The organism is Saccharomonospora sp. NB11 (genome assembly GCF_015910535.1).
GTDB lineage: Bacteria > Actinomycetota > Actinomycetes > Mycobacteriales > Pseudonocardiaceae > Saccharomonospora.
The window spans coordinates 108,151-133,271 of the sequence record NZ_JACBJG010000003.1 but is presented as its reverse complement, the minus strand read 5'-3'; the positions used below and the strand labels follow the sequence as shown (position 1 = coordinate 133,271).

Genomic DNA, 25,121 nt, shown 5'->3' with positions numbered 1-25,121 from the left:
TAGAGCGCCGAGCGTGGGGAGTCGACAGGACGGTCAGAACTCGCTCGTTCTCGACCACTCGGGCGCGAGCATCGAGAACAGCACCGAGTCGCGCCACGCCCCGCCGGTGCGGACGTGGTCGCGGAGCACGCCTTCGCGCGTGAACCCGAGCCGCTTCACGAGAGCGAGCCCGGCCCGGTTGTCGGGCCCCACGGCGGCGGTCACGCGGTGCAGCCGCAACCGGCCGAACGCGAAGTCCAGCAGGGTGCGCACGGCGTCACCGGCGTACCCGCGGCCCTGGTGGTCGTGGGCGATCGCGTACACGAGCCGCCCGGAGTGTTCGTTCGTCCGCTGCAACCGGGTGAAGCCGACGGCCTTGTCCTGGTCGGCGGGGTTGTCCGGTTCGAGCGGGGTGACGGCGAGGAAGTACTCCCGACGAGGACGTTCCTGGCCCCGCTCGATGATGGTCTGCAGCAGCTCCCGGGCCTGTGCCTCGTTGCGGGTGGTGAACGAGAGGAAGTGCGTGACACGGTCGTCGCCGACCACTCCGCGTACCCCGTCGAGGTCGTCCGGAGTGAACTCGCGCAGCCGGACCCTCTCGCCGGTCAGCGCGACCGGGCCCTCGTCGTGCCACGTCGTCGTCACCCTCCCCAGGCTAGCCTCGAAAGCATGATCTCGGAACATCTCGTCGTGTCGACGACGACGGATTCGGAGGCGGCCGCGCGGGAGCTCGCGGCGGGAGCGGTCGAGGCGCGGCTCGGTGCGTGCGCACAGATCGTCGGCCCGATCACCAGCGTCTACCGCTGGGACGGTCGCATCAACACCGACACCGAGTGGCGGGTCGAGGTGAAGACGGCCGCCGACCGGGTCGAAGCACTGGTGGACCACCTGAAGCGGAAGCACAGCTACGACGTTCCGGAGGTCGTGGTGACGCCGATCGTGTCCGGCAGCGAGGACTACCTGGCGTGGGTGGTCGCGGAGACCCGCGAGGGCTGACCCGGACGTCACTCGCGCGGGACAACCCCGTCACGCCTAGTCTTGGGGCGGGTCGAGTAGCGTCGACTCAACCGAGTACGCAGGAGGGCGGCAACCGTGGGCAAGGGCGCACGCAGGAAGGGACTGGGCAAGCCGGAGAAGGCTCGCGACAAGGCGAAGAAGCGGAAGGTCCGCGACGTCTTCGTGGCGCGGCCGTTCGAGGGCCTCGCGGCGGAGCCGGAGCTCATCGCGCTGCGCGAGTTCGTCCCGTCCGCCACTGCTCCGTTGCCCGTGAAGGACGCGGGCGACCGCACGGTCACCCTCGCGTCGGTGCTGCCGGTGGCCGCCGCGGCGATGGTGCGTCACGAGACCGGCGAGATCCTGCTCGGCATGCAGGTGCAGACGCGGTCGTCGGACGTCAGCCGTGACCTCGGGCGCGCGCTGCGTTGGGCGTTGGACGCCGAACCGGGCCAGGTGCTCTCCGTTCCGGACACCACGAGTGAGCCGCAGCCCGGCGAGCGGCTGCAGGACCTGATCGACCCGGACGCGGAGCTGAAGGTCGAGCTGCACTCCGACTTCGGCTGGTGGCTGCACGAGGACGCGCAGCCCACCGGCGAGGTCGCGATGTCGCTGGAGCGCGCCAACGCCGCGATCATGCCCACCGAGCGGGTGCTTCCCGGTGCGTACTGGACCCTGGCGGGCGAGAAGGCCCACTTGCGATGGGTGTGGCCCACCGACGAGAACAAGCTGCTCCAGGCGTTGGCCCGGCTGTCGGCCGCGGGCGAGCTGTCGCTCGGCGAGGGCTCGCGGTACGCGGGTTCGTTCCGCGCGCACGGTCTGCTCGTGCCCGTGTGGGACCTCGACTCCGAGGCACACGCCCGCGAGTGGATCGAGCCGGCGGAGCAGCTCGGCGAGCGGCTGAAGACGGCGCTCGCGACGTTGGACGACGAGCCGCTGAACGCGGCCGAGCGCCGTGCCCGCGACGGACTGATCGGACGTCAGCTCACGCTCCGATGAGCGTGCGGCCGATGCTGCTGCACTTCTGTCCGGCCGCCGACTGGGAGGCCGCCGGTGAGTCCTACCGGACGGCCTCGCTCGACGAGCAGGGGTTCGTCCACTGCTCGGAGTACGGCACGGTGCATCTGCCCGCCAACGCACTGGCGGGCGGCCGGACCGACCTCGTGCTGTTGACGATCGACCCCGAGCTGCTCGACGCCCCCGTCCGGTGGGAGCCGGGTGACCCGGCCGACCCGGACGGCGTGTGGTTTCCGCACGTCTACGGGCCGATCCCGAGGTCGGCGGTGGTGTCGGTCGAGCCCTACGAGCCGGGACCCGACGGGCGGTTCGTGCCGCCGCGTCCCACTTTCGGAGGGTGACTCGACAGGTCCAGGCAACCTCTCGCCTCCCTCACGCGTGACCACCTCAGCCCGACGACCGGAAGGCGCAGACGAGGCCGCGTGAGGGAGGGATTACGGTGACTGCGTTCGTACCCGCTGTGCCCACCACTCCCCACGACGGTCGGTTGACGCGCGTCGCCGGCCACAGGAAGGACCTGGCCGTGTCTGGCGACCTCACGAACTTCTCCGAGTTCGTGGAGGCGAGCCTGCCCGGGTTGTTGCGCTACGGGCATGCGCTCACGGGAAACCCGCACGACGCCGCGGATCTCGTGCAGTCGGTGCTGGAGAAGATCGGCTCCCGTTGGGGCTCGGTCGTGCGCAAGGCCGGCGACCCGCTCGCCTACGTCCGTCGGTCGATGACCAACGCCCACATCAGTCGCTGGCGGCGGCTCCGCCGCGAGAGCCTCGTGGCCGAGGTTCCCGAGCATTCCTCGATCGTGCACGCGGACCCGTTCGAGCACGAGCCGCTCTGGGCGGCCCTGCGCGAGCTACCTCCGCGGCAGCGGGCCGTCATCGTGCTGCGCTACTACGAGAACCTCAGCGAGGCCGAGATCGCCGCGTCGTTGGGTGTCAGTCAGGGCACCGTCAAGAGCCAGGCGAGCAAAGCGCTGAGCTCGCTACGAAAGAAGCTTCGCCACGCCGACAGCGAAGGGAGGGGCGTGCTGTGAGCACTTCCGATCCGAACGGCACGGGCGACGACCTCGACGCACGGCTGCACGCACTGTTCGCGGACCCTCGGCTCGACGTGGTCCCCGCGCCTCGGGTGGGCGAGCAGATCGTGGCCGGTGCACGGCGCAGGCGTCGGCGCCGGGTCGTGCTCACCGGGAGCGGGACGACGCTCGCCGTGGTCGCGGCCACCGTGGCCCTCGTGACGGCCGGGTCCGCCTCGGACGAGCGGCAGAACGACTACAACGTCGCCGTCTCACCGCCCGAGGCTCCGCCCGTCGACGCCTCCACGCTCCACACCCCGCACCCGGAACACCCGGACGGCCCCCCACCGCAGGCCGAGCCGGTGCCCGACGGCCCGTCGGCGGCGACGCCCAGTGCCGAGGTCAGCTCGGCAGTCGTGCCGCCGCCGAGCGCGACCATGGAGACCGGCCGCATCCTCGTCGCCGACGCGGTGCTCGCGGCCGACGGATACCGACAGTTGAAGCTCGGCATGCCGTATCGCGAGGCCGTGGCGACGGAGCTGCTCGTGGTGTCCGCCGACGCGCCCCCGCCGTCGGTGTGCGCGGACTACTCGCTCACGGAGGGCGACTCGTCGGTGAGTGCGGTGACGATCTCCCGCGAGTACGGCATCGTCGGCTTCACCGCCAACAATGCGGTGACGCCCGAGGGCGCAGGCATCGGAACGCCGGTCGGGGACCTGGAGACCCTCTACCCGGAGGGCCGGTCGGTGGACCGAACCTATGTCGTGGACACCGGAGAGGGCGTCTACGAGTTCACCGCCGTCGACGGCTTCGTCGACACCCTCGCGCTGAAGGCCCACACCTACGACTGCTGAGTCGACGAGAAAATCGATGGTCACCGCGTGAGGCGGTGGCTAGGCTTCCCGCCGTGGGAACGTTGTGCAGCGCGCCGATGACGGCGCTCATTTCCTGGATCCGGGACCGCCGCGCCTGACGGCGCGTCGCGATCACCGACCTCACGCGCCGTCGCCCGGGCCGTTCATGCGCCCCGGACGCGCGTCGTTTCCTCGTACCCGACTGCCCGCCGGGGCGCTCCCTTCGTCTTCCGGAGCGCTCACATGCGACACCGTTCCCGTCACGGCGGACGCCACGAACTGGGACAGAACTTCCTCGTCCACCGACCGACCATCGACCGCATCGTCACGCTCGTCGCGGCGACGCGCGGTCCCGTCCTGGAGATCGGCGCCGGTGACGGTGCCCTCACCCGCCCGTTGACGCGGCTCGGGCGCAGCGTCACGGCGCTGGAGATCGACGAACATCGAGTCCGCGCACTCCGTCGACGCGTTCCCCGCGCCACGGTGGTCCAGACCGATGCAGTCGCCGCGTTGGCCCGGGGCGTCGACCAGCCCGTGGTGGTCGGGAACCTGCCCTACCACCTCACGACCCCGATCCTGCGCCGACTGCTCACGGCCCGCGGCTGGGAGCACGCGGTCCTGCTGACTCAGTGGGAGGTCGCGCGGAAACGGGCCGGTGTCGGGGGAGGCACGATGCTCACCGCGCAGAGCGCGCCGTGGTTCGTCTTCGAACTGCACGGGCGCGTGCCTGCCCACGGCTTCCGCCCGGTACCGAGCGTCGACGGCGGGCTGCTCGCGATCACCCGACGGGGTTCGCCGTTGATCGACCCTGCGCGTCGTCGGCCCTACGAGACCTTCGTGCGGGCGATGTTCACGGGACGGGGCCGCGGTATGGAGGCCATCGTCTCGGGATGGACGGGGTGGAGCGCGGCGACGACCCGACGTGTTCTCGGCCGCGCGCGAATCCGGTCGCACCACCTGCCGCGTGATCTCGACGCGCACCAATGGGCGGCGCTGTGGGACGCGGTCAGCTCCCGGGAGACGGTTCGTGTGGCGAGCGCGAGTTCCCGGCCGCACGGCCGTCGCAAGAATTGATCATCGGAAAACGTCTCGACGAGGGTTTTCTCGTCGAGACGTTTCCGGCGTCACAGTTTTCCGCCCGCGACCGGAGGCATGGACGAGTCGTCCTCCTCGCCGACACTCTCCCGGAAGAGGAACTGTTCGACGTCGAACACGTTCCCCTTGGCCATGTCGACCACGTTCAGGAGTCGTTTCATCGAGGAGATCTCCTCGACCTGTTCCTTGAGGAACCACTGCACGAACTCCGCGCCCGTGAAGTCGTCCTCGTCGCGGGCCACCTTCGCGAGCTGCACGAAGTCGGCCTCGACCTCCTGCTCCTGTGCGAGGGCGAGCGCGACCGGTTCCCGGATGTCGGCGAAGTCGTTGCGCACCGCCGGCACGTCGGGAATCTCGACGTGGTGATCGGTGTCGAGGAGGTACTGCACCAGCGCCATCGCGTGGTTGCGTTCCTCCAGTGCCTGTCGGTAGAAGTGCTTGGCCAGCTGCGGCAGGTCCTTGCCGTCGTACCAGACCGCCACCGCCACGTACTGCTGCGAGGCGTGGAATTCGTTGCGAATCTGCGCCTGGAGTAGTTCGTAGAACTTCGACCGAGGATTCCTCTTCATGCTGACCATGCTTCAACCATACGCATGAATTCGGTTCGCGATCCACATGCGGGCGGTGATTCGTGTCCCATTCGGGTACAATTCTGTTAGCCAAGGTTTCCTTCAATTAGTAAAGCCTTCACTAATTGCGAAAAGCCTTACCTAACCTCCACGGCGTCCCGCGCGATCGGGCACGACATGCACCGTGGACCGCCCCGGCCGGAGCCCAGTTCGGAACCGGCGATGCGCACGACCTCGATGCCTGCGTCCTCCAGCCGCGCGTTCGTCTCCAGATTGCGTTCGTAGGCCACCACGACGCTTGGAGCGAGCGCGAGCGTGTTGTTGCCGTCGTCCCACTGCTCCCGTTCCGCCGTCACGGGGTCGAGTCCCGTGTCGATGACGCGCAACCGGTCGATGCCCATCGCTTCCGCCGCCGCTTCCAGGAACGGCGCGGGACCGTTCACGCGGACGCCCTTCTCGTCGTCGGGGGTGAGCGTGTAGGCGATGAGGGAGTCCTGAGCGAGCGGATACATCACCACCGCGTCCGGGCCGACCATCGTGCACACGGTGTCGAGATGCATCGTGGCCCGGTCCTGCGCGATCGGGACGGCCAGCACGGTGTGCGCGAGGTCGTCGGCGAACACCGACCTCGCGAGCGACTCGGCCCCGGCGGGAGTGGTGCGCTCGCCCACGCCGACGGCCAGTACGCCCGGCGCGAGTTGCAGCACGTCACCGCCCTCGACGGGGGCCGAGTGCGCCCCGTACGCGCGCCCCGCGCCCCGGAACCGCGGGTGGTAGGCGTAGACCAGGTCGAGCAGGGCGGTCTCCCTCTTGCGCGCGGGCATCGCCAGCGACGAGATCGCGACTCGGTTCCCGATCCACACCGACGAGTCGCGGGTGAAGAGCAGGTTCGGCAGCGGGTCCACCGCGAAGTCGTGCGGGTGATGCATCCTCCGCACGAGCGAGCCACCCTCCGAGGCGGGCAGTTCCTCGAACGTCATGCCCGACATGAGGACCTCGGTGAGCGTCTCGGGGGAGGCCGTCGACAGGTGTGAACGCAGGACGTCCGCCAACTCGGCGCCCAGCCTCCGGGCGTCGACGGCCGCGTGGACGCCGGCCGCGTGCGCCCTCGGGTCCTCCAAGGCGGTGGTCAGCACGTCGGCGAGGAGCAGGACCTCGACGCCACGGCTACGCAGCACCGTCGCGAAGGCGTCGTGCTCCTCCTGGGCGCGGTCGACCCACGGGATCGAGTCGAAGAGCAACTGGTCGTTGTTTCGGGGAGTGAGTCGCCGCAGTTCGTTGCCGGGGCGGTGTACCAAAACCGTCCGCAACGGCCCGACCTCGCTGTCCACCCGGCCGGGAACGCGTTCGGAAGGGCTGCTGGAGCTGGGAATCGTCGATTCGGTCACAGGCGCGAGACTAATGACCGACGACGCACGCCGCGGGACGTGAAACGACGCGGCGCGGCGTGGTAGCGCCTTCGCTCCGGGGTGCCCTCGCCTCGCAACGAAGTGGGTGCCCCGGGCGCGGTTCGTTGCGTCGACCCGAACGCGGCCCGCTCAGCGCGAGCCGTGAGCGGGCACCGGCGCCGCGGTCGACACCGGGTGCAGTACCCGAGGCTGGTGCTCGCCGCTGGGCACCGTCGTGAAGATCCAGTTGTGGACGCCGCCCCCCATGATGTCGGCGTACCGCTCGGCCGCGTCGCGGTTGGCGAAGCGGATCTGTTGGTCGTTCACCCGGTGGGTGATCTTGCAAGCCATGGTCCCCTCCTGACCGTGTGTCGGTGACGACTCGTGTCGCTCTGGCTCCCGCCCGACCATTCCATTAGAACATGTGTTCGAACATGGTGCAACGTCGTTCTCAGGGCAGCCAGTCGACGTGGTCCCGGAGCGCGGCGTACCCGACGAACGCGACCACGTCGAGCAGCAGGTGGGCCCCGACCAGCGGCCACAGGCGGTTGGTCCGCTGCCAGAGTCGGCCGAAGACGAGCCCCATCACGACGTTGCCGACGAACCCACCGAGTCCCTGATAGAGGTGGTACGAGCCTCGTACCAGTGCCGAGATCAGCAGGGAGCCGTTCTCCGACAGGCCGAGCTGTCGGAGTCGAGTCAGCAGATAGCCGACGACGAGCACTTCCTCGGCGAACGAGTTGCCGAACGCCGACAAGGTCAGCACCACGGGTCGCCACCATGCTTCGTCGAGCGTGGAGGGCTGCACGGCGAGGTTGAAGCCGAGCTTCCAGGCGACGAAGTAGAACGCCAGACCGGGCAGGCCGATCACCGCGGCCAGTGCGACCGCCCAGACCGTGTCGCGGCCGGGACGCGAGCGGTCGAGCCCGATCCGGGACAGCCTGACACCGGCCCGCCACAGAAGGTACAGCCCGAGGGCGCCCCAGCCGACGAGTTGCACGACGCCGAGCAGTTGCTTCAGCAGGTCGATCAGTCCGAGGGTCGCCCGCGAGACGTTCAGGGCGACCTGCTGCTGGGCGAGCGGTTCCGGGCGCAGCAGCGAGTCCAGCAACGACAACGCGCTGCGCACGCCCGACAGGCCGAGCGTGATCGAGAAGACGAGCACGACCTCCACGACGAGCGCACGACGCTCGCGGGGGTCGGTGACGGGCTCGGGGAAAGCCGGGGTGAGCGGACTTATCCAGTGTCGTACTCGCGTGGCCACTGTGGCACGTTACATGAACTTCTATTTGTGCTGGTCAGCGGCTTGTTTTCGAGAGTTTCGGCAGCTCGGGGGGCCATTTCGGCCCAGTTCGGCGTCCTGGGCCACTAGGGTCCTACGGTCCGAAAAATCCGAAGAAGGAGGCAAGCCTCGTGACGGCGACGTCCGAAACTGAGGCCCCAGCGCCCGCCGGGTCACCACGGCGACCGTGGTACTCGTCGGTGGCGCCGAGGGTGTTCTGGCCTTCAGCCTTGATCATCCTGGCCTTCGTGATCGCCACCGTCGTCGCTCCCGACGCGATGAACGACGCGATCAGCGCGATCCAGGAAACCGTCATCGGGACGTTCAGCTGGTACTACATGCTGCTCGTTTCGTTGTTCGTGGTCTTCTCGCTGTGGATCGGGTTGAGTCACTACGGTGACATCAAGCTCGGCCCTGACGAGGACGAACCCGAGTTCCCGTTGAAGTCGTGGTTCGCGATGCTGTTCGCGGCCGGTATGGGAATCGGTCTGGTGTTCTGGGGAGTGGCCGAGCCGCTCAACCACTACGCGGGCCTGCCCAACCGGGCCACGGGAATCACGCAGGACGAGGAGGGAGCGCAGGGCGCGCTCGTCCAGACGTTCCTGCACTGGGGACTTCACCCGTGGGCGATCTACGTGGTCGTGGGTGTTGCCGTCGCCTACGTCATCCACCGCAAGAAGCGCCCGGTGTCGATCCGCTACGCCCTGGAGCCGCTCATCGGCAAGCGGGTGCACGGGTGGCTGGGTGACGTCATCGACATCGCCGCCGTCGTCGGGACGCTCTTCGGAGTCGCGACCTCGCTCGGGTTCGGTGTGATCCAGATCGGCGCCGGCCTCGACTTCCTCGACGTCGTGTCGGATCCGGGCAACCTGATCTACGTGGTGCTCATCGGGGGGATCACGGCGCTGGCGCTGTTCTCCGTGGTCACCGGTGTCAAGCGCGGCATCAAGTGGCTGTCCAACATCAACATGGTGTTGGCCGGAGTGCTGTTGGTCGCCGTCCTCGTGCTCGGTCCCACCCTGTTCATCTTCAAGGACCTGGTGCAGTCCATCGGCGACTACCTCCAGAACCTGCTGCGGATGAGCTTCAACACCACCGCCTACGAGGGCGCCGACGGCAACGAGTGGCAGGGCTGGTGGACCACCTTCTACTGGGGTTGGTGGATCTCGTGGGCGCCCTTCGTCGGCGTGTTCATCGCGCGCATCTCCCGGGGCCGCACGGTGCGGGAGTTCGTGGCGGGCGTGCTGCTCGTGCCGACGGCCGTGACGACGCTGTGGTTCACGGTGTTCGGTGGGACCGCGCTCTACCGCGAGCTGTTCGGCGAGGGCGGTTTGGTCGGCACCGACGAGAACGGTGCCGCGACGGTGGACACCGAGGCGTCGCTGTTCGGCATGCTCGACGGCCTGCCCGGCGGCACCCTGCTGTCGATCGGTGCGCTGATCCTCATCGTGCTGTTCTTCGTGACGTCGTCCGACTCCGGCTCGCTGGTCGTCGACATGCTGGCCTCCGGTGGCGACCCCGAGCCGCCGAAGTGGAGCCGGGTGTTCTGGTGCCTGTTGGGCGGTGCGGTGGCCGTCGCGCTGCTGCTCGCCGGTGGCCTGGACGCGATCAAGATCGTCGCGATCCTCATCGCGTTGCCGTTCAGTGTCGTGATGATCGGCATGTGCGTGGCGATCTGGAAGGAGTTCCGCATCGAGCGCCGGGCGATGGTGCGGATGCAGCGTCAGCTCCAACGGGAGCGGCTCACCGAGCACGTGACGAACAGCCTCATCGACGAGGGGCTCGTGGACCCGGGTGACAAGTCCGGTGGCAGCAACGGGGAGTCGGTCGCGAAGTCCTGACCGGCCCCGGCACGACGAAAGGCGGGCGCTCACCGGAATCACCGGGAGTGCCCGCCTTCGTACGTGGTCAGAAGCGCTCGTGGGCGCTCGGGTCGTCCTGCGCCCGGAACGGGCAGCCGACCAGCTTGCGCAGTTCCATGGCGAGCTGTGGCGTGTTGGCCACGCTGCGGGAGAACGCCAGCCGGACGTCGTGGTCGTCGCCCGCGGTCTCGACGCGGAGGCGCAGACCGCAGCGGTCGAGTCCGAGCGGGCGCACCCGGCCGTCGCGCAGCTCGGGTGGCAGCAGACGGGTGAGGCGCAGCACGACGTCGCCGTGTCGGTGTTCCAGGTGGCGCAGCCACCGGCCCTCGTAGTCGGACAGCGGGTCGGGGGACGCCGCACCGAAGGTCACGGGCGACAGCGAGTGCGTGCCCTCGCTGTCGGAGACCACCACCGTGGCGGGCGTGAGCCGCAACAGGGCGAGGTCGTGGCCGACGTCGAGCAGTCGAGGGTCGGGCTCGGCGGAGCTCTCGGCGATGCTCACGGCCTTGGCGCGGGCGGTGTCGCGGTCGAGTCCGCGCAACCAGCCGGTGAGCCACAGCAGTCCTCGGACGGGTTGCCGCAGCGAGACCGGCGACTGGTCGGTGATCTCCAGCGTGACGGCGAGTTCCGCGCTCGCCTCGCCGCGCAGGCCGACGGCGAGGGGATCGTCCGCGGGCAGCGCGATGCTGACGTCGTCGCCCGAGTGCAGGTGCCACAGTGCGGGGGTGGTCCGCTCGGACGTCGAGTGGCCTGCGAGGGCGGGGAGCAGGTGGGCCGGTCCGCCGCGAGCGGCGATGGAACGCGCGCGCTCGGCGGGAGTCGGGGTCGCGGGCCGGCGGGGGACGGGTTCGCTCACGGTCACCTCCTGATTTAGGTAAGGCTAACCTATCGATCTTGTGGGTGGAACGTGGCGTGGCGCACCTCGCCGACAATGTGTCCGACTGACGGACACTTTTGTCCGTATTTCGTTCGCTACTAGCGTGGGGGACGTGACAAGCGCTGTGGAACTCCCGCCCCCAGGTCCTCGTGGAATCCCACCCCTGCTCGCCCGGCTTGTCGACGATTCGGCGCTCTTCCCGCCAAGCCAGACGACGATGCCCGACGCCCTGGCCGGGTACCTGGACGACCGCGCCGGCGAATACGCCGGAGTGCAGGGAGTTTTCCTGTGCCCCGCCTCCCGGCTCCCAGAGATGATCACGGAGCTGGTCAAGATCCGGCCCGAGCAGCCGCTGCCGCTGTCGCTGATCATCGACACCGGCCTCGGCGGCGTGCCGAAGGCCATCTCCATCGTCGAGTCGCGGGACGAGCTGCTGTCGCTGCGCATGGTGGAGATGCCCGCTCCGTCGGACGTCGACGAGGTCTGGCTGGAGCGGGTGTCGGAGTTCGTCCCCGAGGACGTCGTGCGCGTCGTCGAACCCCGCCGTGGCGTCGGCTGGCTCGACGGTGTCCGCAACGTCATCGAGCACGGCAGTTGGCCGAAGATCCGTTGCGGCGGTCTGTCCACCGAGAATTTCCCCAGCGTCGACGAGGTCGCCGACTTCCTCGCGGTGGTCAGCGGTTCCCCCGGCGCGGCGTTCAAAGCCACCAACAGCCTCCACCGCGCGGTGCGGCACACCGACCCGGAGACGGGCTTCGAGCACCACGGTTTCCTCAATCTCCTGGTCGCGGCGGGGCGGAGCCTGTCGGGTGGCAACGTGCGGGAGGCGCTCGCCAGCACCGACGGCGCGGCGTTGGCCAAGGAGGCGGCAGGGCTGAGCACCGAGGCCGCCAAGGCCGTGCGGTCGCTCTTCGCCTGCTACGCCTCGGCGACCTTCGACGAGTCGGTCGCCGACCTGAAGGGCCTGGGCCTGCTGTGACGCGCGAGAGCTCGCTGACACTGGATCGCGGGCTCGCGCTGTTACAGGCCGTGGCGGACGCCGACGGAGCGTCGGCCACGGTCACCGACCTCGCCGAGGCCGTCGGCGCGAGCAGAGCCGCCGTCTACCGTCTCCTGGTGCCGCTGACCGAACGCGGCCTCGTGTGGCGCGACGGTAGTCGGGTCCGGCTGGGGGCGGGGGTGCTGCGTCTCGGTGAGCAGATGTTGCCGCAGCTTCGGGCGTCGGCTCGCCCGGTGTTGCGGGAGCTGGCCGAGGCGGTCGGCGCGACGGCACATCTGTCGGTGGCCGAAGGCGACCAGGTCTATGTCGTCGCGGTGGCCGAACCGACGACCACGACGTTCCACGTGGCGTATCGACTCGGCAGCAGGCATCCCGTGTCCCGTGGCGCGGTGGGCAAGGCGTTGAGTCTGCGGCCGAAGGGGCGGGCGTGGGCGGCGGCCACCGGCGACCCGCAGCCGGGCGTGCACGGGGTGGCGGCTCCGGTGCGTGGCATCGTCGGTGTCCGGGCGGCCTTGGGGGTGGTGTCGTTGGTGGGGCTGGACAACGCCGACGTCGGAGCGCGGTTGGTGGAGGCCGCGGCCTCCTTGGCGGAGGCGTTCCGCGAGTGAGCAGCCGCGTCAGCCGAGCAGCGCGGTGCCGAAGGCGACGAGGGAGAAGCCTGCGAACACGACGCCCGCGACCCGTTGCAACAGTCGGGGGCGCAGCTTCGTCCGGAGCTTGCGGCCGAGGAGCACGGCGAGTCCGGCGACGGTGACGAGGGCGGCCAACGAACCCAGACCCACGGCGAGCGGCTGAGCGGATCGGGCCACGAGACCCGCGGTGGCGAGCTGGGAGGCGTCGCCCCACTCGGCGGCGAAGAGCACGCCGAACGAGGTCAACGACGCCCGCAGGAAACTCGCGGGTGCGGCGCCGCCGCGTGCGGCGTCGTGGGAGTCGTCGTCGCCGGTGCGGAATCCTTCTCGCAGCAACATGACCGAGCCGACGCCGAACAGGACGCCGACGATCACTGACACGAGCCGGTCGGGCAGGAAGGTGAGCACGCTGCCGAACCCGACCGCGATGACCGTCTGCACCGCGAATGCGGCGGACACCCCGGCCAGCACGGCCTTCGGGACGAATCGGGTGGTGAGGACCAGCGTCGCGACGAAGGTCTTGTCGGGTAACTCCACGGCCAGGACCAGCGCGAACGTCGTCACGAACGCGACGAGAGCAGCAGACACGACGGTTCCTCATCCCCTTTCTGTCTGCAACGATAAAGGGGATTCCGGAAAATGCCTAGCTGATCACTTTCCCGAATTGCTTGTTGAGGGTCGTCGAGAATTGTCGGACAGGTACCCGTAACATTTTTTCAGGCATGCCGAAATTCGAAGTGCGGGACCCCGTCCCGTCCTGGTCGGGACCTTGGTCCCGACCATCCCAGGACCACGGGACCTGACGAGAGCGTGCAGCTCACAGGCAAAGTCGATCTCGTGGAAGTCCTCGACCTGGCTCGCTGGCAGTTCGGTATCACGACCGTCTACCACTTCCTGATGGTGCCGCTCACCATCGGTCTGTCGATCCTCGTCGCCGGGATGCAGACGGCGTGGGTGCGCACGGGTGACGCGCGTTACTACCGCATGACGCGGTTCTGGGGGAAGTTGCTGCTCGTCAACTTCGCCATGGGCGTGGTGACGGGCATCGTCCAGGAATTCCAGTTCGGGATGAACTGGAGTGCCTATTCGCGCTTCGTCGGCGATGTGTTCGGCGCGCCCTTGGCGATGGAGGGCCTCGTCGCCTTCTTCGTCGAGTCGACGTTCCTCGGCCTGTGGATCTTCGGGTGGGACCGGTTGCCCAAGCGCGTGCACCTGGCGTGTGCGTGGGCGTTCTCGCTGGCCACCGTCGCCTCGGCCTACTTCATCCTCGCCGCGAACTCCTGGATGCAGCACCCCGTCGGGGCGGAGTTCGTGGACGGCAGGCCCACGATGAACTCCATCTGGGCCGTGCTGACCAACTCCACGGCGCTCGCGGCCATCCCGCACACGATCGCCGGGGCCTTCGCCGTCGCCGCCGCCTTCCTCGTGGGCATCGCGTCCTGGCACCTGTGGCGCAAGCGGCGCTCGGAGGACGAGGACCGGCCGGTGTGGCGCACGTCGGTGAAGCTCGGGGCCTGGACCGGTGCCGTGGCGTTCGGTGTGCTGGCCATCACCGGGGACGTGCAGGGCAAGCTGATGTTCGAGCAGCAGCCGATGAAGATGGCCGCCGCCGAGGCGTTGTGTCACACCGAGCAGCCTGCGAGCTTCTCGATCCTCGCGATCGGGGACGTCGCGGACGCCGACTGTGAGAGCGTGAAGACCTTCAACGTCCCGGCGCTGCTGTCGTTCCTCGCGCACGGCGACTTCACCACCGAGGTGAAGGGCATCGACCAGTTGGTCGAGGAGTACGAGGAGCGGTACGGCACCCACTACCCGGACGATCCCGCGTTGGGGCAGCTCGCGGGGCAGCCGGTGGACTACGTCCCGAGTCTTCCGGTGACGTACTGGGGCTTCCGGCTCATGATCGGCTTCGGTGCGCTGGGCGCGGCGGTCGGCATGGCGGCGTTGTGGCTGACCAGGGGCGGCCGGATTCCCGAGAGTCGCTGGTTCCCACGCATGGCGTTGGCCGGGATCGTGCTGCCCTTCGTCGCCAACAGTGCGGGCTGGATCTTCACGGAGATGGGACGGCAGCCCTTCGTGGTGGTGCCGAACCCGACCGGGGTGGACGGGCTGTGGATGTACACGGCCACGGCGGTGTCGGACCTGACCGCCGGTGAGGTGTGGACCTCGCTGATCGCGCTGACGTCGATCTACGCGGTGCTCGCGGTCGTCGAGGTGTTCCTGATCGTGCGGTACGTGCGGGGTGGGGTGAACGCGGCGCTGCCCGCCGGGGACGACGGCACGGGCGAGGATCGCGACTCCGACGGCAAGCCCGGCTCCGGCGACACGTTGGCGTTCGCGTACTGAGAAGGGAGCCTCGCGGTGGTTCAAGATCAAGTTTTCCACGGGCTTCTACCTGCGGATTGTGGACAACTTCGGCAGTTGTCAACAGCCTGTGGATCTTTTGTTTCACGTGAAATGTCGATCTTCGAGACCGGGATGCGCTGATGGACCTGCCCACGCTGTGGTTCTGCATCATCACCCTGTTCTGGCTGGGCTACCTCTTCCTGGAAGGGTTCGACTTCGGGGTCGGGATGCTGCTGCCGGTGCTCGGGCGCGACGACACCGAGCGGCGCGTCATGATCAACACGATCGGGCCGGTCTGGGACGGCAACGAGGTCTGGTTGATCGTCGCGGTGGGAGCCACCTTCGCCGCGTTCCCCGCCTGGTACGCCGGGCTGTTCTCCGCGGCCTACCTGCCCGTGCTCGTCCTGCTCCTCGCGCTCATCGGGCGGGGCGTGGCCTTCGAGTACCGCGGCAAGGTCGACTCACCTCGGTGGCGGGCGGCCTGGGACCGCGTCATCGTGCTCGGCTCGTGGCTGCCCCCGCTTGCCGTGGGACTGATCCTCGCCACGACGGTGTTCGGGCTGCCGCTCGACGCCGACGGTGACCGGGTCGGGTCCGTGTGGGAGGCGGTGCGCTGGGAGACCGTGCTCGGCGGCGTGGCAGTCGCGGCGTTCTCCCTGGTGCATGGTGCGGCGTTCCTCGCGCTGAAGACCGAGGGACAGTTGCGGCATCGTGCCCGGTCGTTCGCCGCGCGCTTCGTGCCGGTGGCGCTGCTCCCGCTGTTCACGCTCCTGCTGCTCGTGCAGTGGGACGAAGGCGTCACGTGGACGTTGCTGCCCGTGCTCCTGGTACCCGTCGCCGGTCTCGTCGCCGTGTGGCGACTGCTCGTCGGCCGGGAGGGGCAGGCATTCGCCGCGCTGGGCGTCGTGATCGCGGCGGCCGTGGTGGCCCTGTTCGGCGCGCTGTACCCCAGCGTGCTGCCCTCCACCCTGGACGCGGCGAACTCGCTCACGGTCGACTCCGCGTCGTCCAGTCCCTACACGCTGACGGTCATGAGCTGGGTCGGGCTCTTCGGCGCGCCTGCGGTGTTGATCTACCAGGGCTGGACCTACTGGGTGTTCCGCAAGCGCATCGGCACCCACCACATCCCGAAGGCTCCCGCACACCGATGAACGTGCTCACCCACGCTCCCCTTTCCGCCGAGGTGCCCGAAGCCGACCGGGGCACCACGTGGGTGGGTCGGGGCCCGCTCGGCGCGCTGCCCGCGCTCTCCGCGACGGCGCGCCGAGCGCTGGTCCTCTCGGCCGTCCTGGCGTTCGGCAACGCAGGCGCCCTTGTGGCGCAGGCGTTCCTGCTGGCCTCGGTTCTGGCGGACGTCGTGGCGGGCGAGGTCACCGGGCACGCACCGGTGTTGGCCGCACTCGCGGGGACGGTGATCCTGCGGGGAGTGCTCGGCTGGGCTCTGCGGGTGGTGGCCGCGCGCGCGGCGGCAGGCGCGAAGGAGGAGCTGCGGGCCAAGGCCGTCGACCACGCGCTCCGCCTGGGGCCCGAATGGATCGACGCGCGAGGCGCGGGGGAACTCACCACCCTCACCACGAAGGGGCTCGACGCGCTCGACGCGTACTTCACCGAGTACCTGCCCGCCCTGATCACGGCCGCCGTCGTGCCGTTCGCGGCCGGGGTGGCGGTGCTGGTCGCCGACTGGCCGTCGGCGGTGATCGTCGCGGTCACGCTGCCCCTGATGCCGCTGTTCGCGGTGCTCATCGGCAAACAGACCGCCGACCGGGTGGAGCGGGCCACCGACGCCGTGCACCGCCTGTCGGGACACCTGCTCGAACTGGTCAGGGCGTTGCCCGTGCTGACCGCGTTCCGCCGGGCCGAGGCGCAGGCGGAGGCGGTGCGCCGGGTGAGCGACCGGCATCGCACGACGACGCTGTCGACCCTGCGGCTGGCGTTCGCGTCGGCGTTCGCGCTCGAACTCGCGGCCACGCTGTCGGTCGCGCTGGTGGCCGTGGTCATCGGGGTGCGGTTGGTGTCGGGTGACCTCTCGCTGGCCGTGGGGCTCGGCGTGTTGATCCTCGCGCCCGAGTGCTATCAGCCGTTGCGCCAGGTCGGGGCCGCCTTCCACGCCAGTCAGGACGGTGTGGAGGCCACCCGGCGCGTCGAGCAGGTCCTGGCCGTCGCGCCACCAGCACAGGGCACCCGCGCGCCCCGGCGTGGTCCGGTGGTGGTGCGGGACCTGCGGGTCCGCCGTCGCGACGGGTTCGCGCCGGACGGGGAGACGTTCGTGGTGCGTCCCGGGCAGCGGGTGCGGCTCGTCGGGCGCAGCGGCACGGGCAAGAGCACCACGCTCGCGGTGCTGCTCGGTTTCGTCACGCCCACCTCGGGCACGGTGACGGTGGCCGGCGTGCCGCTGGCTGAGCTCGACCCGCGGCGGTGGCGGGAGGCCGTCGCGTGGATTCCGCAGTCACCGGCGTTCGCGGGTGGCCGGGTGCGTGACGAGTTGAGCCTGACGGGCGCGTCCGAAGGCGAGATCGACGAGCTGCTGACGCGGTTCGACCTCGCCGGGCTGGCCGAGCGGGCGGTCCATCGGCTGTCGGTGGGCCAACGCCAGCGGGTGGCGGTGGCCCGGGCGTTGCTGCGGCTGCGTCACGGGGCGTGGCTGTTGCTCGCCGACGAGCCCACCGCACACCTGGACCCGGTGAATGCGGAGCGCGTGTGGCAGGCGCTGCGGGAGGCGCAGGACGCGGGGGCCGCGGTGGTCCTGGCAGCGCATGACCGCAGTGCGGCACTCACCTCGGCCGAGGCCGCGACCTCGGAGGTGGAGCACGAGGCCGGATCTGCTCCCGACACGTCCACACCGGGGCGGGCCGTGCCGTGGCGGGAGCTGGGGGAACGCAGGCTCGTGCGCGGCGTGGTGCTCGGCGCGGCGGCGTTGCTGGCGGGGATCGCGCTCACGGCGACCTCCGGCTGGCTCATCGCCAGGGCGTCGCAGCAACCGCCCATCCTCACGCTGACCGCGGCCGTCGTGGGAGTGCGAACGTTCGGGCTCGCCCGCGCGGGGCTTCGGTACGTCGAGCGGTTGGTCACCCACGACGGCGCGTTCCGGGTGGCCGCCCGGCTGCGTGAGCGACTGTGGTGCTCGCTCGTGCGACTCGGGCCCGCCCGGACGCGGCATGGCGAGAGCCTCAGCGAACTCGTGGACGACGTGGACACGGTGCGAGACCTGCTGCCGAGGGCCGTGACGCCGTTCGGCGTGGTGGCCGTGGTGGCCGCCGGCGCGATCGCGGTGCAGGCCGTGGTGCTGCCGTCGGCGGGCTGGGTGCTCGCTGCCGCCGTCGTCGTGGCGGGTGTGCTCGCCCCGACGCTGGCCGTGCTGCTCGACCGGCGCGCCACCGCCACGCTGTCCGACGGTCGCCGCGACGTCGCCGCCCGGGTGCTCGCGTTGTTCGACGGCGCCGCCGAACTCGTCGCGTTCGGCGCGCACACCGGCCACCGGTCCGCGTTGGCGACCCGTGACCGCAGGCTTGCCGCGCTCGCGCGCCGACAGGCGTGGGGTGCGGGAGCGGCGGAGGCGGTGGTGACGGTGGCGACCGGACTCGCGGCCGTCGCCGGGGCCGGTCTCGCCGCCGAGGCCGTCGGCGCGGGCACGTTGAACCCGGTGCTCGCGCCCGTGCTGGCCCTCGTGCCGTTGGCGCTGGCCGAGGCGCTGTCGCTGCTGCCGCCCGCCGCGCAGCACCGGGAGGCACTGCGTCGTGCCCGCACCCGACTCGCGGCCACGTTCGACGCCGAACCGGACGAGCGACATGCGCTCGGCACGGTGGAGCGGGCGGCCGGCGGCGAGTTGCGGCTGGAGCACGTGGACGTCCGGTGGCCCGGTGCTGCGGCCCCCGTGCTGCGCGAGGTCGACCTGGACGTTCCTCCCGGCACCTACGTCGCGGTGGTCGGTCCCTCCGGGGCAGGCAAGTCGTCGCTGCTGTCGACGGTCGTCGGCTTCCTGCGGCCGGAACGCGGGCACGCCGTCGTGCCGGGGAAGGTGGCCTGGGCACCCCAGGAGTCGCAGCTCGTCTCCACGACCGTGGCGGAGAACCTGCGTCTGGCCGACCCGCACGCCGACGACGACCGCCTTCGGGAGGCGTTGTCGACGGTGTGCCTCGCCGACCTCGATCTCGATGTGGTGCTGGGCGACGCCGGTCGTGGCCTCTCCGGCGGGCAGGCCCACCGGGTCGCGTTGGCCCGTGCGGTGCTCGCCGCCTCGGACGCGGACGTGGTGCTGCTCGACGAGCCCACCGCACACCTGGACGAGCAGACGGCCCGTGCGGTGTTGACGAACCTGCGTGCCGCGTTGGCGGGCCGGACCGTCCTCCACGTCACCCATCGGCCGGAGGAAGCCGTCGACGCCGACGTGGTGTGGGAGGTCGCGGAAGGGCGGGTCCGTGTCCGGCGAGCCGCCGACGCCCGGATGAGAGCAGGTGAGCACACATAAACTGGGCACTGCTCATGGAACCGAACCTGGCTGCGCGGGCCCTGGCCGCGGCGACCGAGATCACGGCATCGGCGTTGTCCGACGCCGATCCGGGTGCGGTGCTGGGAACCGTGGTGCGGCACGCGGCCGAACTCGCCGACGCCGACCTCGGCCTGGTGATGGTGCGTTCCGACGACGGCGGCGTCACGGTCGAGTCGGCCTACGGCGCCGACCACCGCGACCTGCTCGGCGTCGTGCTCCCGGCCGAGTCCGCCGCCGGACGGGTCGCGGCGGGCGGCGAGACCGTGGTCACCGACGACGTCACGAGCGATCCGCGCACCTCCCGGTTCGTCCCCGACGTCCTGCGTGCGTACGGACCGTTCGCGGCGGCCTCCTTCGGGCAGGGAGGACGGTTGCTCGGCGCACTCACCGTCTACCGCGAGAAGGGCGCCGAACCGTTCTCGGCCGAGACCGTCGAGGTGCTCACGGCGTTCGCGGGACAGGCCGGGGTCGTGCTCGCGCTCGCGGAGGGCGCCAACGCGCGGCACCGCCTCACCCTGTACGAGGAGCGCGAACGCATAGCCCGCGAGCTGCACGACGTCATCGTCCAGCGGCTGTACGCGGCGGGCATGCAGCTCGACCGGGTGCGACGGCGGATGCGATGGCGGTTCGCGCAGGCGGACGGCGCGCGGCTGGGCGAGGCGATCGACCAGCTCGACGCCACCATCGAGGAGATCCGCGGCACCGTGCGGGAGTTGCGCACCACGGAGGTGGAGCCGCGCGAGTCGACCGCGACCGAGACCGATCTGGCCGAGTCGGCGCGCGGTGAGGTGCGGATCGCGGGCGAGCTGCTCGGCTACCCGCCCACGCTGGAACTCTCGGGCGAACTGGCCGACATCCCCGCCGAGCGGGCCGACCACGTCCGGGCCGCGCTGCGCGAGGCACTGTCCAATGTGGTCCGTCACTCGGGGGCGAGCGAGGTGCGGGTGACGCTGCACCGCGACGCCGAGGGCGTGCGGCTGCGGGTGCGCGACAACGGCTGCGGCGTGCCTCGGGACGTGGCCAAACGCGGTCTGCGGCACCTCGCCGAACGCGCCGAGGGCGCGGGCGGGAAGTTCTTCGTCAACTCCTCGCCCAGCATGGGCACCCTGGTGGCGTTCGACCTCCCGCTGGAGTCCTGAGTGGAGCGACGTCAGCGCTGAGGGCGGGAGCCGTGGCGGGCGACCCACGCCGCGGCCTGGGTGCGACGCTGCATGCCCAGCTTCGCCAGCAGCGAGGTGACGTAGTTCTTCACGGTCTTCTCGGCGAGGAAGAGCTGTTCGGCGATCTCGCGGTTCGACAGACCCTGCCCGATGAGTTCGAGGACGCTGCGCTCGCGTTCGCTGAGCATCGACATCGGGTCGCTCTGCGCCGGGTTGCGCATCGTGTCGAGCAGCCGGGCGGTGGTCAGCGGGTCGAGCAGGGACCGCCCGGCCGCGACCTCGCGCACCGCGTTCACGACGTCCTGGCCACGCACCTGCTTGAGCAGGTAACCCGACGCGCCCGCCATGATGGCGCCGACCATCGCCTCCTCGTCGTCGAACGCGGTGAGTACGAGACAGCGTGGGCCGCCGGGACGCGCCCGCAGGTCGCGGCAGAGCGTGATGCCGTCGGTCTCGTTCTCCCCGAGCCGCACGTCCACCACGGCGACGTCGGGTTCGAGGTGCATGGCCACGGCGAGCGCCTCGTCGGCACTGCCCGCCTCGGCGACCACCTCGATGTCGGGTTCGTCGCCCAGCAGCTCCTTCAACCCACGACGGACGACCTCGTGGTCGTCGACGAGGAGCACCTCGATCGCCATGCCGTCGAGCGTAGTCGGGGGCGGAAGCGGTGGGAGCGGTGATGGAGCGGTGGCGACCCGAGGTGACGGCAGACATAGCCTACGAGGTCGTCTGGTGCGGTCATGTGGAGCGAGTCTGACTTGCTTGCAGCCTGTGGGAGGCCGTCCAGGGCCACCCAGCCTCCCACAGGTGCACTGGCTCGTGGGTCGAGGTTGTCTCTGTAATGGAAACGGTCATAGGGAAGGTGGCGTTTCCTGCTTTAGTATTTTGTCCGCTACTTCCCCGAGGAACTCGTCTTCAGGATTTCTCCGCTGCAGGCCAGCGAGCAAGTCGCGCCGCATTTCATGTAATTCGAATTCGTCTGCGCCGCTGATAATATGATTCAGCGCTGCTTGCAAGGGATCGTCACTAGGGGCGGGCCCGTTGGTCTGCAGTTCATGCTGCTCGATGTACTGCAAGACGTCAGGCGCAGCTGTCTTGTCGTTGCTGAGCATCAGTGCGAGCAAGCTGACCTGGCCGGAGTTTATTACACTGGTGTAGAAATCGATCCGTTCCCGGTCGAGCATCCGCTGTTCTTTTTCGATTGCACGTGCGCGCCGGATTGACTCGAGGGTGTGTCGATGGATCCTGCCTTCGCTTGTTAATCGGAGTAGCGCGGTGCCTTCCCCCCAGCTGATTGGCAAGTCGTCGAGCATACGCATGGGTTGGAGCGCTTCGCTCTGCTCAAAAACGCTTTCTAGCCGATCGATATCTATCTTGAGCACTATTGGTCGCAGTACTTCTTCGACTGAGTCTTGGATACAGCTCAGGATATCGATTTCAGGACTTAGGATGAGTCTTACGGGATCGCGAACCTGCCAGTGAACTGCAACGTCCGCTTCGACTACGGCACCTTCGTTCTCGGTTTCCAGGACGCTGTTGAAAGCAACCGTTTGTTTCCTGAGATCAACCTCGTACAGCTTCTCGATCTTCTGTGATGTAAACGCAAGTCCAGCGGTAAGTGGGCTGATGTTGACAGTGCTCCCAAGCTGAAGGTGGGAGCTTGCCCACTCCCCGCCCTTCATGCGTGCTACGAGGGCACTATAGCAATTCTTCCGAAGTTTGTATCGGAGGAGCGCTCTCCTTGGATGAGAATGTTCCTGTATGACGTTCCACTTGCTGCCGATGTTGGGTGTCATGCCGATTCCTCACGAAGAGCGCGAATGAGTCGCTTCAAGGGGTCGAGTCGGCCTTCTTTGTCTTCGTAGAAGGCACGACGGAGGTAGTATGAGAGCCTGGCCCCTGTCGGAGTCCCAGGGTCGAAAGCTGTCGATATGAGAGTGCGTGCGTGTCCTCGGAACTTCTCGCTCTCACCTGCTGCACACCATAAATTCATCTTGATGAGTAGGTTCTGACGGCTCTCGGGATGGCGAGCTAGGGTATCTAGATGCTTCCTGTAGGCATCTACATCTTCACAGAACGAGACATGCGGTGGATGCAGGAGACCAATTGCGATCTCTGAGCACCGGCGAACAAAAGATTTTGCTTGTGCGTTTTTCGGGACCCACTCAAGAAGTGTACGTTGTATCACTGGGCGGTTATCCGGAAAAGTCGCAAGATTTTCGATCGATCGCGTGATGGCTCCCAGTAGGACGACATCGGCCCTGGAAGCGAGATGGCGAAGCATCGCCATCGACTCTTCGACGTAGAGTTGACCGATTGGTCCCTGTAAGGCTGTAGCCGCTGAATACCTCTGGTGAATACTGCTCCATGAGTTTGCCCATTTATATAGCAAGTCGAGCAGCGACTTGTGGTTCTCTGGATTCTGCGAGAACGGCTCCAGGGCGGCGGATGCCATTTTGTTGACCAGATATGAGTCGTCTTCAGTCCAGGGTTCGAGCCACGAACCGAAGGAGCGTTCTCGACTATCGGCTAGCATTTGCCCGAACCGAGAGGCCGCTGCGTCTGAATCCTCGATTCCTAATCGACTCACTAAATTGCTAAGCCAATCCCGGATATGTTCCCTGGCGCCGGGGAAGCTCTTCCAGACGTAGGCAAGTAAACGTCTGCCCCAGCCCGGGGTTTGAAAACGAACTTGATGAGACTCAAACGGGAAGTCGTTCCCGTCGCTAACCAGTCTTGCTGCCGCTCGCTGTAAATGTTCCCGTGCTTCGCGTTCGAAGAGGTCCGGGGGATCGTACGGCCAGATTTCTCCGTTCTCTGGGTTGCTCAAAAGTTTCTGCAACTCAGAAGAAGCCTCGAACATCAAGGTCCAAGGGTAGTTTTCCAAGAAAGCGGCCGAAATAGCAAGACAGCGATCCTGTAGGTCAGCCGTCGTGAACCACTCAGCTACGTCGCGTTCGTCAACTCGGGTGAGTTCGTGACGAATATGCTCAGCGTCGTACTTCCCGTCCATGTAGTCGATGAGCTGGGTCGCCACGAACTTTCCTCGTTGTGGTGACGAGGTTGGGTAAAGTTCGTCGTAGCTGATACCGATCTCGCCGACGAGTTCGTCGTACTTTTCGCGCGAGATCTTTCTCGGCGCAAGATGTGACAGAACTACCGAGGTTACTCGAGGGGGCTCAAGCGTGACGCAATATTCGCTACCGGTGCTTTGGGGTAGTTTATCTCCGACCAGAACCATCTTTCCGCCGACTGACTCCAACCGTGCGCGCAGCTCGGCGAGTACATCATCGAGTGGTCGTCCCGAGTCCCAATGCGGAGGCTGCGCGAGCCAGAGATAGCCGATGGGATCAGTACCCTCGGCGGGTGTAAAATCTTTAGCAACCCGTGAACTACTGCATCTTTTCACGTGGGTAATGCCCATGTCGCAGAGGAGACGTCTCGCTGCGTGTGTTCTTCCGCTGGATTGGCCGCGTAGGACGACGATAGAGCGTTTCTCTAAGATGTCTTTTGCGGCTTGGTAATTAAGCGGAGGGCAGAAGACGTTTCTTGCGTGTTCCAGCTCGCCAGGAGGCTCGGGTGGGTCTTTGACCTCCTTGTCGAAGTTGAAGTGTAGGGGGCCGTGATTGCTTCCGGCAAATACTGCGCCAGCTTGAGCTGCGGTAAAAGTAAAAGATGTCTTAGTTTTTTCGCTGTTGTCGTCTTTTTTCGGATTTTCTGTGGTCTGCTCTTCTTTGGTTGCCGATTCATCGAGCTGACTGTCGGTCATGCGTGTGCGTTTCCTTGGGGGAACCCGAAGTTCATCGGGGCGTAGTTGTTGCCGTTGAAAGTGGCATTAGAAAGGCCGATCGTTTGTGTGCCACTGTTTGGCGCTTGTGTTCGCTCCGATCGTGCTTCCGCTTGACCGGTCGGGATTTCCGGGTCGAGTACCTCGGAAATACGTCTTGCGTCGACGCCAGGAGCACAAATCCAGCATCGGTCGGTGAACTCTTTGTTTTCAACGGTTATACTCGCGAAATCTTCGACGTAGATTCGATCGGTGTAGCGCCCTCGCACTGCGGTCCTGAAAGCCTGGTCGGAAACAATGCCGAATACGGTGTCCGGCCTGAAGTCGCGCAATCGTGTTGCGATGCTTTTCAGGGGAGCTGCGTCGAGGATGCGGGCCAAGTCGATTGGGCCCCTCTGAAAGCTCTCTCGCTCGACCAGGTGCACTGGTGCTGCATGAATGGAAATCCGAAGCCGTAGTTCGGGTTTGTGCCACCTGTTGCGCTCTCGAAGCTTGCGATGCAGTACGTCGATTGCATCGATCAACAGGGGTAGGTCGGCTTCCTCGAACGCTGCCAACGCGCCATCGCCGGTCGGCGCGTAGTTGGCTCGCGCCTCGAGGTCGACCCCTTCGTCGCGGAGAGTGGCGTCGACGAGGTCGTGTGCGGCTGCCCTCAAAGGTTCTAGCTGGTCATCGTCGTGACTCGACGCGCCGATGATGTCGTAGCCGAACAGTGCACGTGTCGATGGCATCTTGCGCATGCCGTCCCCTCTCTTGATCACGGAGCGACATGCTGCCGTATC

At 67.9% G+C, this 25,121-nt stretch carries 24 protein-coding genes; 13 read left to right on the top strand and 11 right to left on the bottom strand.

Going from position 1 to position 25,121, the window contains the following annotated elements; genetic code table 11:
• Positions 1-33: 33 nt before the first annotated feature.
• Positions 34-624 (bottom strand): GNAT family protein, encoded by a 591-nt coding sequence (locus tag JAV51_RS05135; RefSeq protein ID WP_307845738.1) that lies wholly within the window; start codon positions 622-624, stop codon positions 34-36.
• Between the two features lie 24 nt (positions 625-648).
• Between JAV51_RS05135 and cutA the strand changes: the two genes are divergently transcribed.
• From cutA to erm, 6 genes are all read left to right on the top strand, one after another.
• Positions 649-975, top strand: coding sequence for a divalent-cation tolerance protein CutA (cutA, locus tag JAV51_RS05130; RefSeq protein ID WP_197319467.1), 327 nt, complete (start codon positions 649-651; stop codon positions 973-975).
• Positions 976-1,071: 96 nt separating this feature from the next.
• Complete coding sequence (locus JAV51_RS05125; RefSeq protein ID WP_197319466.1) at positions 1,072-1,971, top strand: DUF5926 family protein; 900 nt, start codon at positions 1,072-1,074, stop codon at positions 1,969-1,971.
• 11 nt (positions 1,972-1,982) lie between these two features.
• A complete protein-coding gene (locus JAV51_RS05120; RefSeq protein WP_197319756.1) occupies positions 1,983-2,330 on the top strand; it encodes a DUF952 domain-containing protein in 348 nt (115 codons plus the stop codon).
• Positions 2,331-2,428: 98 nt separating this feature from the next.
• On the top strand, positions 2,429-3,019 hold the full coding sequence (locus JAV51_RS05115; RefSeq protein ID WP_197319465.1) for a SigE family RNA polymerase sigma factor: 591 nt from the start codon (positions 2,429-2,431) through the stop codon (positions 3,017-3,019).
• Positions 3,016-3,855 (top strand): hypothetical protein, encoded by an 840-nt coding sequence (locus tag JAV51_RS05110; protein ID WP_197319464.1) that lies wholly within the window; start codon positions 3,016-3,018, stop codon positions 3,853-3,855. Before JAV51_RS05115 ends, JAV51_RS05110 begins: the two co-directional genes overlap by 4 nt.
• A gap of 243 nt (positions 3,856-4,098) precedes the next feature.
• On the top strand, positions 4,099-4,929 hold the full coding sequence (gene erm / locus JAV51_RS05105) for a 23S ribosomal RNA methyltransferase Erm (RefSeq protein ID WP_197319463.1): 831 nt from the start codon (positions 4,099-4,101) through the stop codon (positions 4,927-4,929).
• Between the two features lie 50 nt (positions 4,930-4,979).
• Here the strand turns inward: erm and JAV51_RS05100 are convergent, their stop codons facing one another.
• From JAV51_RS05100 to JAV51_RS05085, 4 genes are all read right to left on the bottom strand, one after another.
• The gene (locus tag JAV51_RS05100; RefSeq protein ID WP_197319462.1) at positions 4,980-5,528 is read right to left on the bottom strand and encodes a ferritin; all 549 of its coding nucleotides are present in this window, start codon (positions 5,526-5,528) and stop codon (positions 4,980-4,982) included.
• A gap of 128 nt (positions 5,529-5,656) precedes the next feature.
• Entirely contained in the window at positions 5,657-6,907 is a 1,251-nt protein-coding gene (locus tag JAV51_RS05095) for an arginine deiminase (RefSeq protein WP_197319461.1), read from the bottom strand.
• Positions 6,908-7,057: 150 nt separating this feature from the next.
• A complete protein-coding gene (locus JAV51_RS05090) occupies positions 7,058-7,258 on the bottom strand; it encodes a hypothetical protein (protein ID WP_197319460.1) in 201 nt (66 codons plus the stop codon).
• A 100-nt stretch (positions 7,259-7,358) separates the two neighbouring features.
• The gene (locus JAV51_RS05085) at positions 7,359-8,171 is read right to left on the bottom strand and encodes a CPBP family intramembrane glutamic endopeptidase (RefSeq protein WP_197319459.1); all 813 of its coding nucleotides are present in this window, start codon (positions 8,169-8,171) and stop codon (positions 7,359-7,361) included.
• Positions 8,172-8,320: 149 nt separating this feature from the next.
• Between JAV51_RS05085 and JAV51_RS05080 the strand changes: the two genes are divergently transcribed.
• Positions 8,321-10,030 carry a BCCT family transporter gene (locus JAV51_RS05080; RefSeq protein WP_197319458.1) on the top strand — a complete coding sequence of 570 codons (1,710 nt, stop codon included), beginning with the start codon at positions 8,321-8,323 and terminating at the stop codon, positions 10,028-10,030.
• 67 nt (positions 10,031-10,097) lie between these two features.
• Here the strand turns inward: JAV51_RS05080 and JAV51_RS05075 are convergent, their stop codons facing one another.
• On the bottom strand, positions 10,098-10,907 hold the full coding sequence (locus JAV51_RS05075) for a DUF2470 domain-containing protein (RefSeq protein WP_197319457.1): 810 nt from the start codon (positions 10,905-10,907) through the stop codon (positions 10,098-10,100).
• Between the two features lie 145 nt (positions 10,908-11,052).
• Between JAV51_RS05075 and JAV51_RS05070 the strand changes: the two genes are divergently transcribed.
• Complete coding sequence (locus JAV51_RS05070; protein ID WP_197319755.1) at positions 11,053-11,907, top strand: hypothetical protein; 855 nt, start codon at positions 11,053-11,055, stop codon at positions 11,905-11,907.
• Complete coding sequence (locus JAV51_RS05065) at positions 11,904-12,536, top strand: IclR family transcriptional regulator (protein ID WP_197319456.1); 633 nt, start codon at positions 11,904-11,906, stop codon at positions 12,534-12,536. Before JAV51_RS05070 ends, JAV51_RS05065 begins: the two co-directional genes overlap by 4 nt.
• 9 nt (positions 12,537-12,545) lie before the next feature.
• Here JAV51_RS05065 and JAV51_RS05060 read toward each other — a convergent pair whose 3' ends face one another.
• Positions 12,546-13,148: a TMEM165/GDT1 family protein gene (locus JAV51_RS05060; RefSeq protein ID WP_197319455.1), complete on the bottom strand. Its 603-nt coding sequence runs from the start codon at positions 13,146-13,148 to the stop codon at positions 12,546-12,548.
• Between the two features lie 249 nt (positions 13,149-13,397).
• On the opposite strand from JAV51_RS05060, the gene JAV51_RS05055 reads away from it, so the two are divergent.
• From JAV51_RS05055 to JAV51_RS05040, 4 genes are all read left to right on the top strand, one after another.
• Complete coding sequence (locus JAV51_RS05055; protein ID WP_197319454.1) at positions 13,398-14,906, top strand: cytochrome ubiquinol oxidase subunit I; 1,509 nt, start codon at positions 13,398-13,400, stop codon at positions 14,904-14,906.
• 140 nt (positions 14,907-15,046) lie between these two features.
• Positions 15,047-16,057, top strand: a complete 1,011-nt coding sequence (gene cydB / locus JAV51_RS05050) for a cytochrome d ubiquinol oxidase subunit II (RefSeq protein ID WP_197319453.1) — start codon at positions 15,047-15,049, stop codon at positions 16,055-16,057.
• A complete protein-coding gene (gene cydD / locus JAV51_RS05045) occupies positions 16,054-19,371 on the top strand; it encodes a thiol reductant ABC exporter subunit CydD (protein WP_197319452.1) in 3,318 nt (1,105 codons plus the stop codon). The genes cydB and cydD overlap by 4 nt, the downstream gene beginning before the upstream one ends.
• Before the next feature lie 14 nt (positions 19,372-19,385).
• A complete protein-coding gene (locus tag JAV51_RS05040) occupies positions 19,386-20,531 on the top strand; it encodes a GAF domain-containing sensor histidine kinase (RefSeq protein WP_197319451.1) in 1,146 nt (381 codons plus the stop codon).
• 11 nt (positions 20,532-20,542) lie between these two features.
• Here the strand turns inward: JAV51_RS05040 and JAV51_RS05035 are convergent, their stop codons facing one another.
• The 4 genes from JAV51_RS05035 to JAV51_RS05020 form a co-directional block, all read right to left on the bottom strand.
• Positions 20,543-21,190 carry a response regulator transcription factor gene (locus tag JAV51_RS05035; RefSeq protein WP_197319450.1) on the bottom strand — a complete coding sequence of 216 codons (648 nt, stop codon included), beginning with the start codon at positions 21,188-21,190 and terminating at the stop codon, positions 20,543-20,545.
• Between the two features lie 213 nt (positions 21,191-21,403).
• A complete protein-coding gene (locus tag JAV51_RS05030; RefSeq protein ID WP_197319449.1) occupies positions 21,404-22,348 on the bottom strand; it encodes a hypothetical protein in 945 nt (314 codons plus the stop codon).
• On the bottom strand, positions 22,345-24,321 hold the full coding sequence (locus JAV51_RS05025) for a hypothetical protein (protein ID WP_197319448.1): 1,977 nt from the start codon (positions 24,319-24,321) through the stop codon (positions 22,345-22,347). The genes JAV51_RS05030 and JAV51_RS05025 overlap by 4 nt, the downstream gene beginning before the upstream one ends.
• Entirely contained in the window at positions 24,318-25,079 is a 762-nt protein-coding gene (locus JAV51_RS05020; RefSeq protein WP_197319447.1) for a hypothetical protein, read from the bottom strand. Before JAV51_RS05020 ends, JAV51_RS05025 begins: the two co-directional genes overlap by 4 nt.
• Positions 25,080-25,121 lie beyond the last annotated feature (42 nt).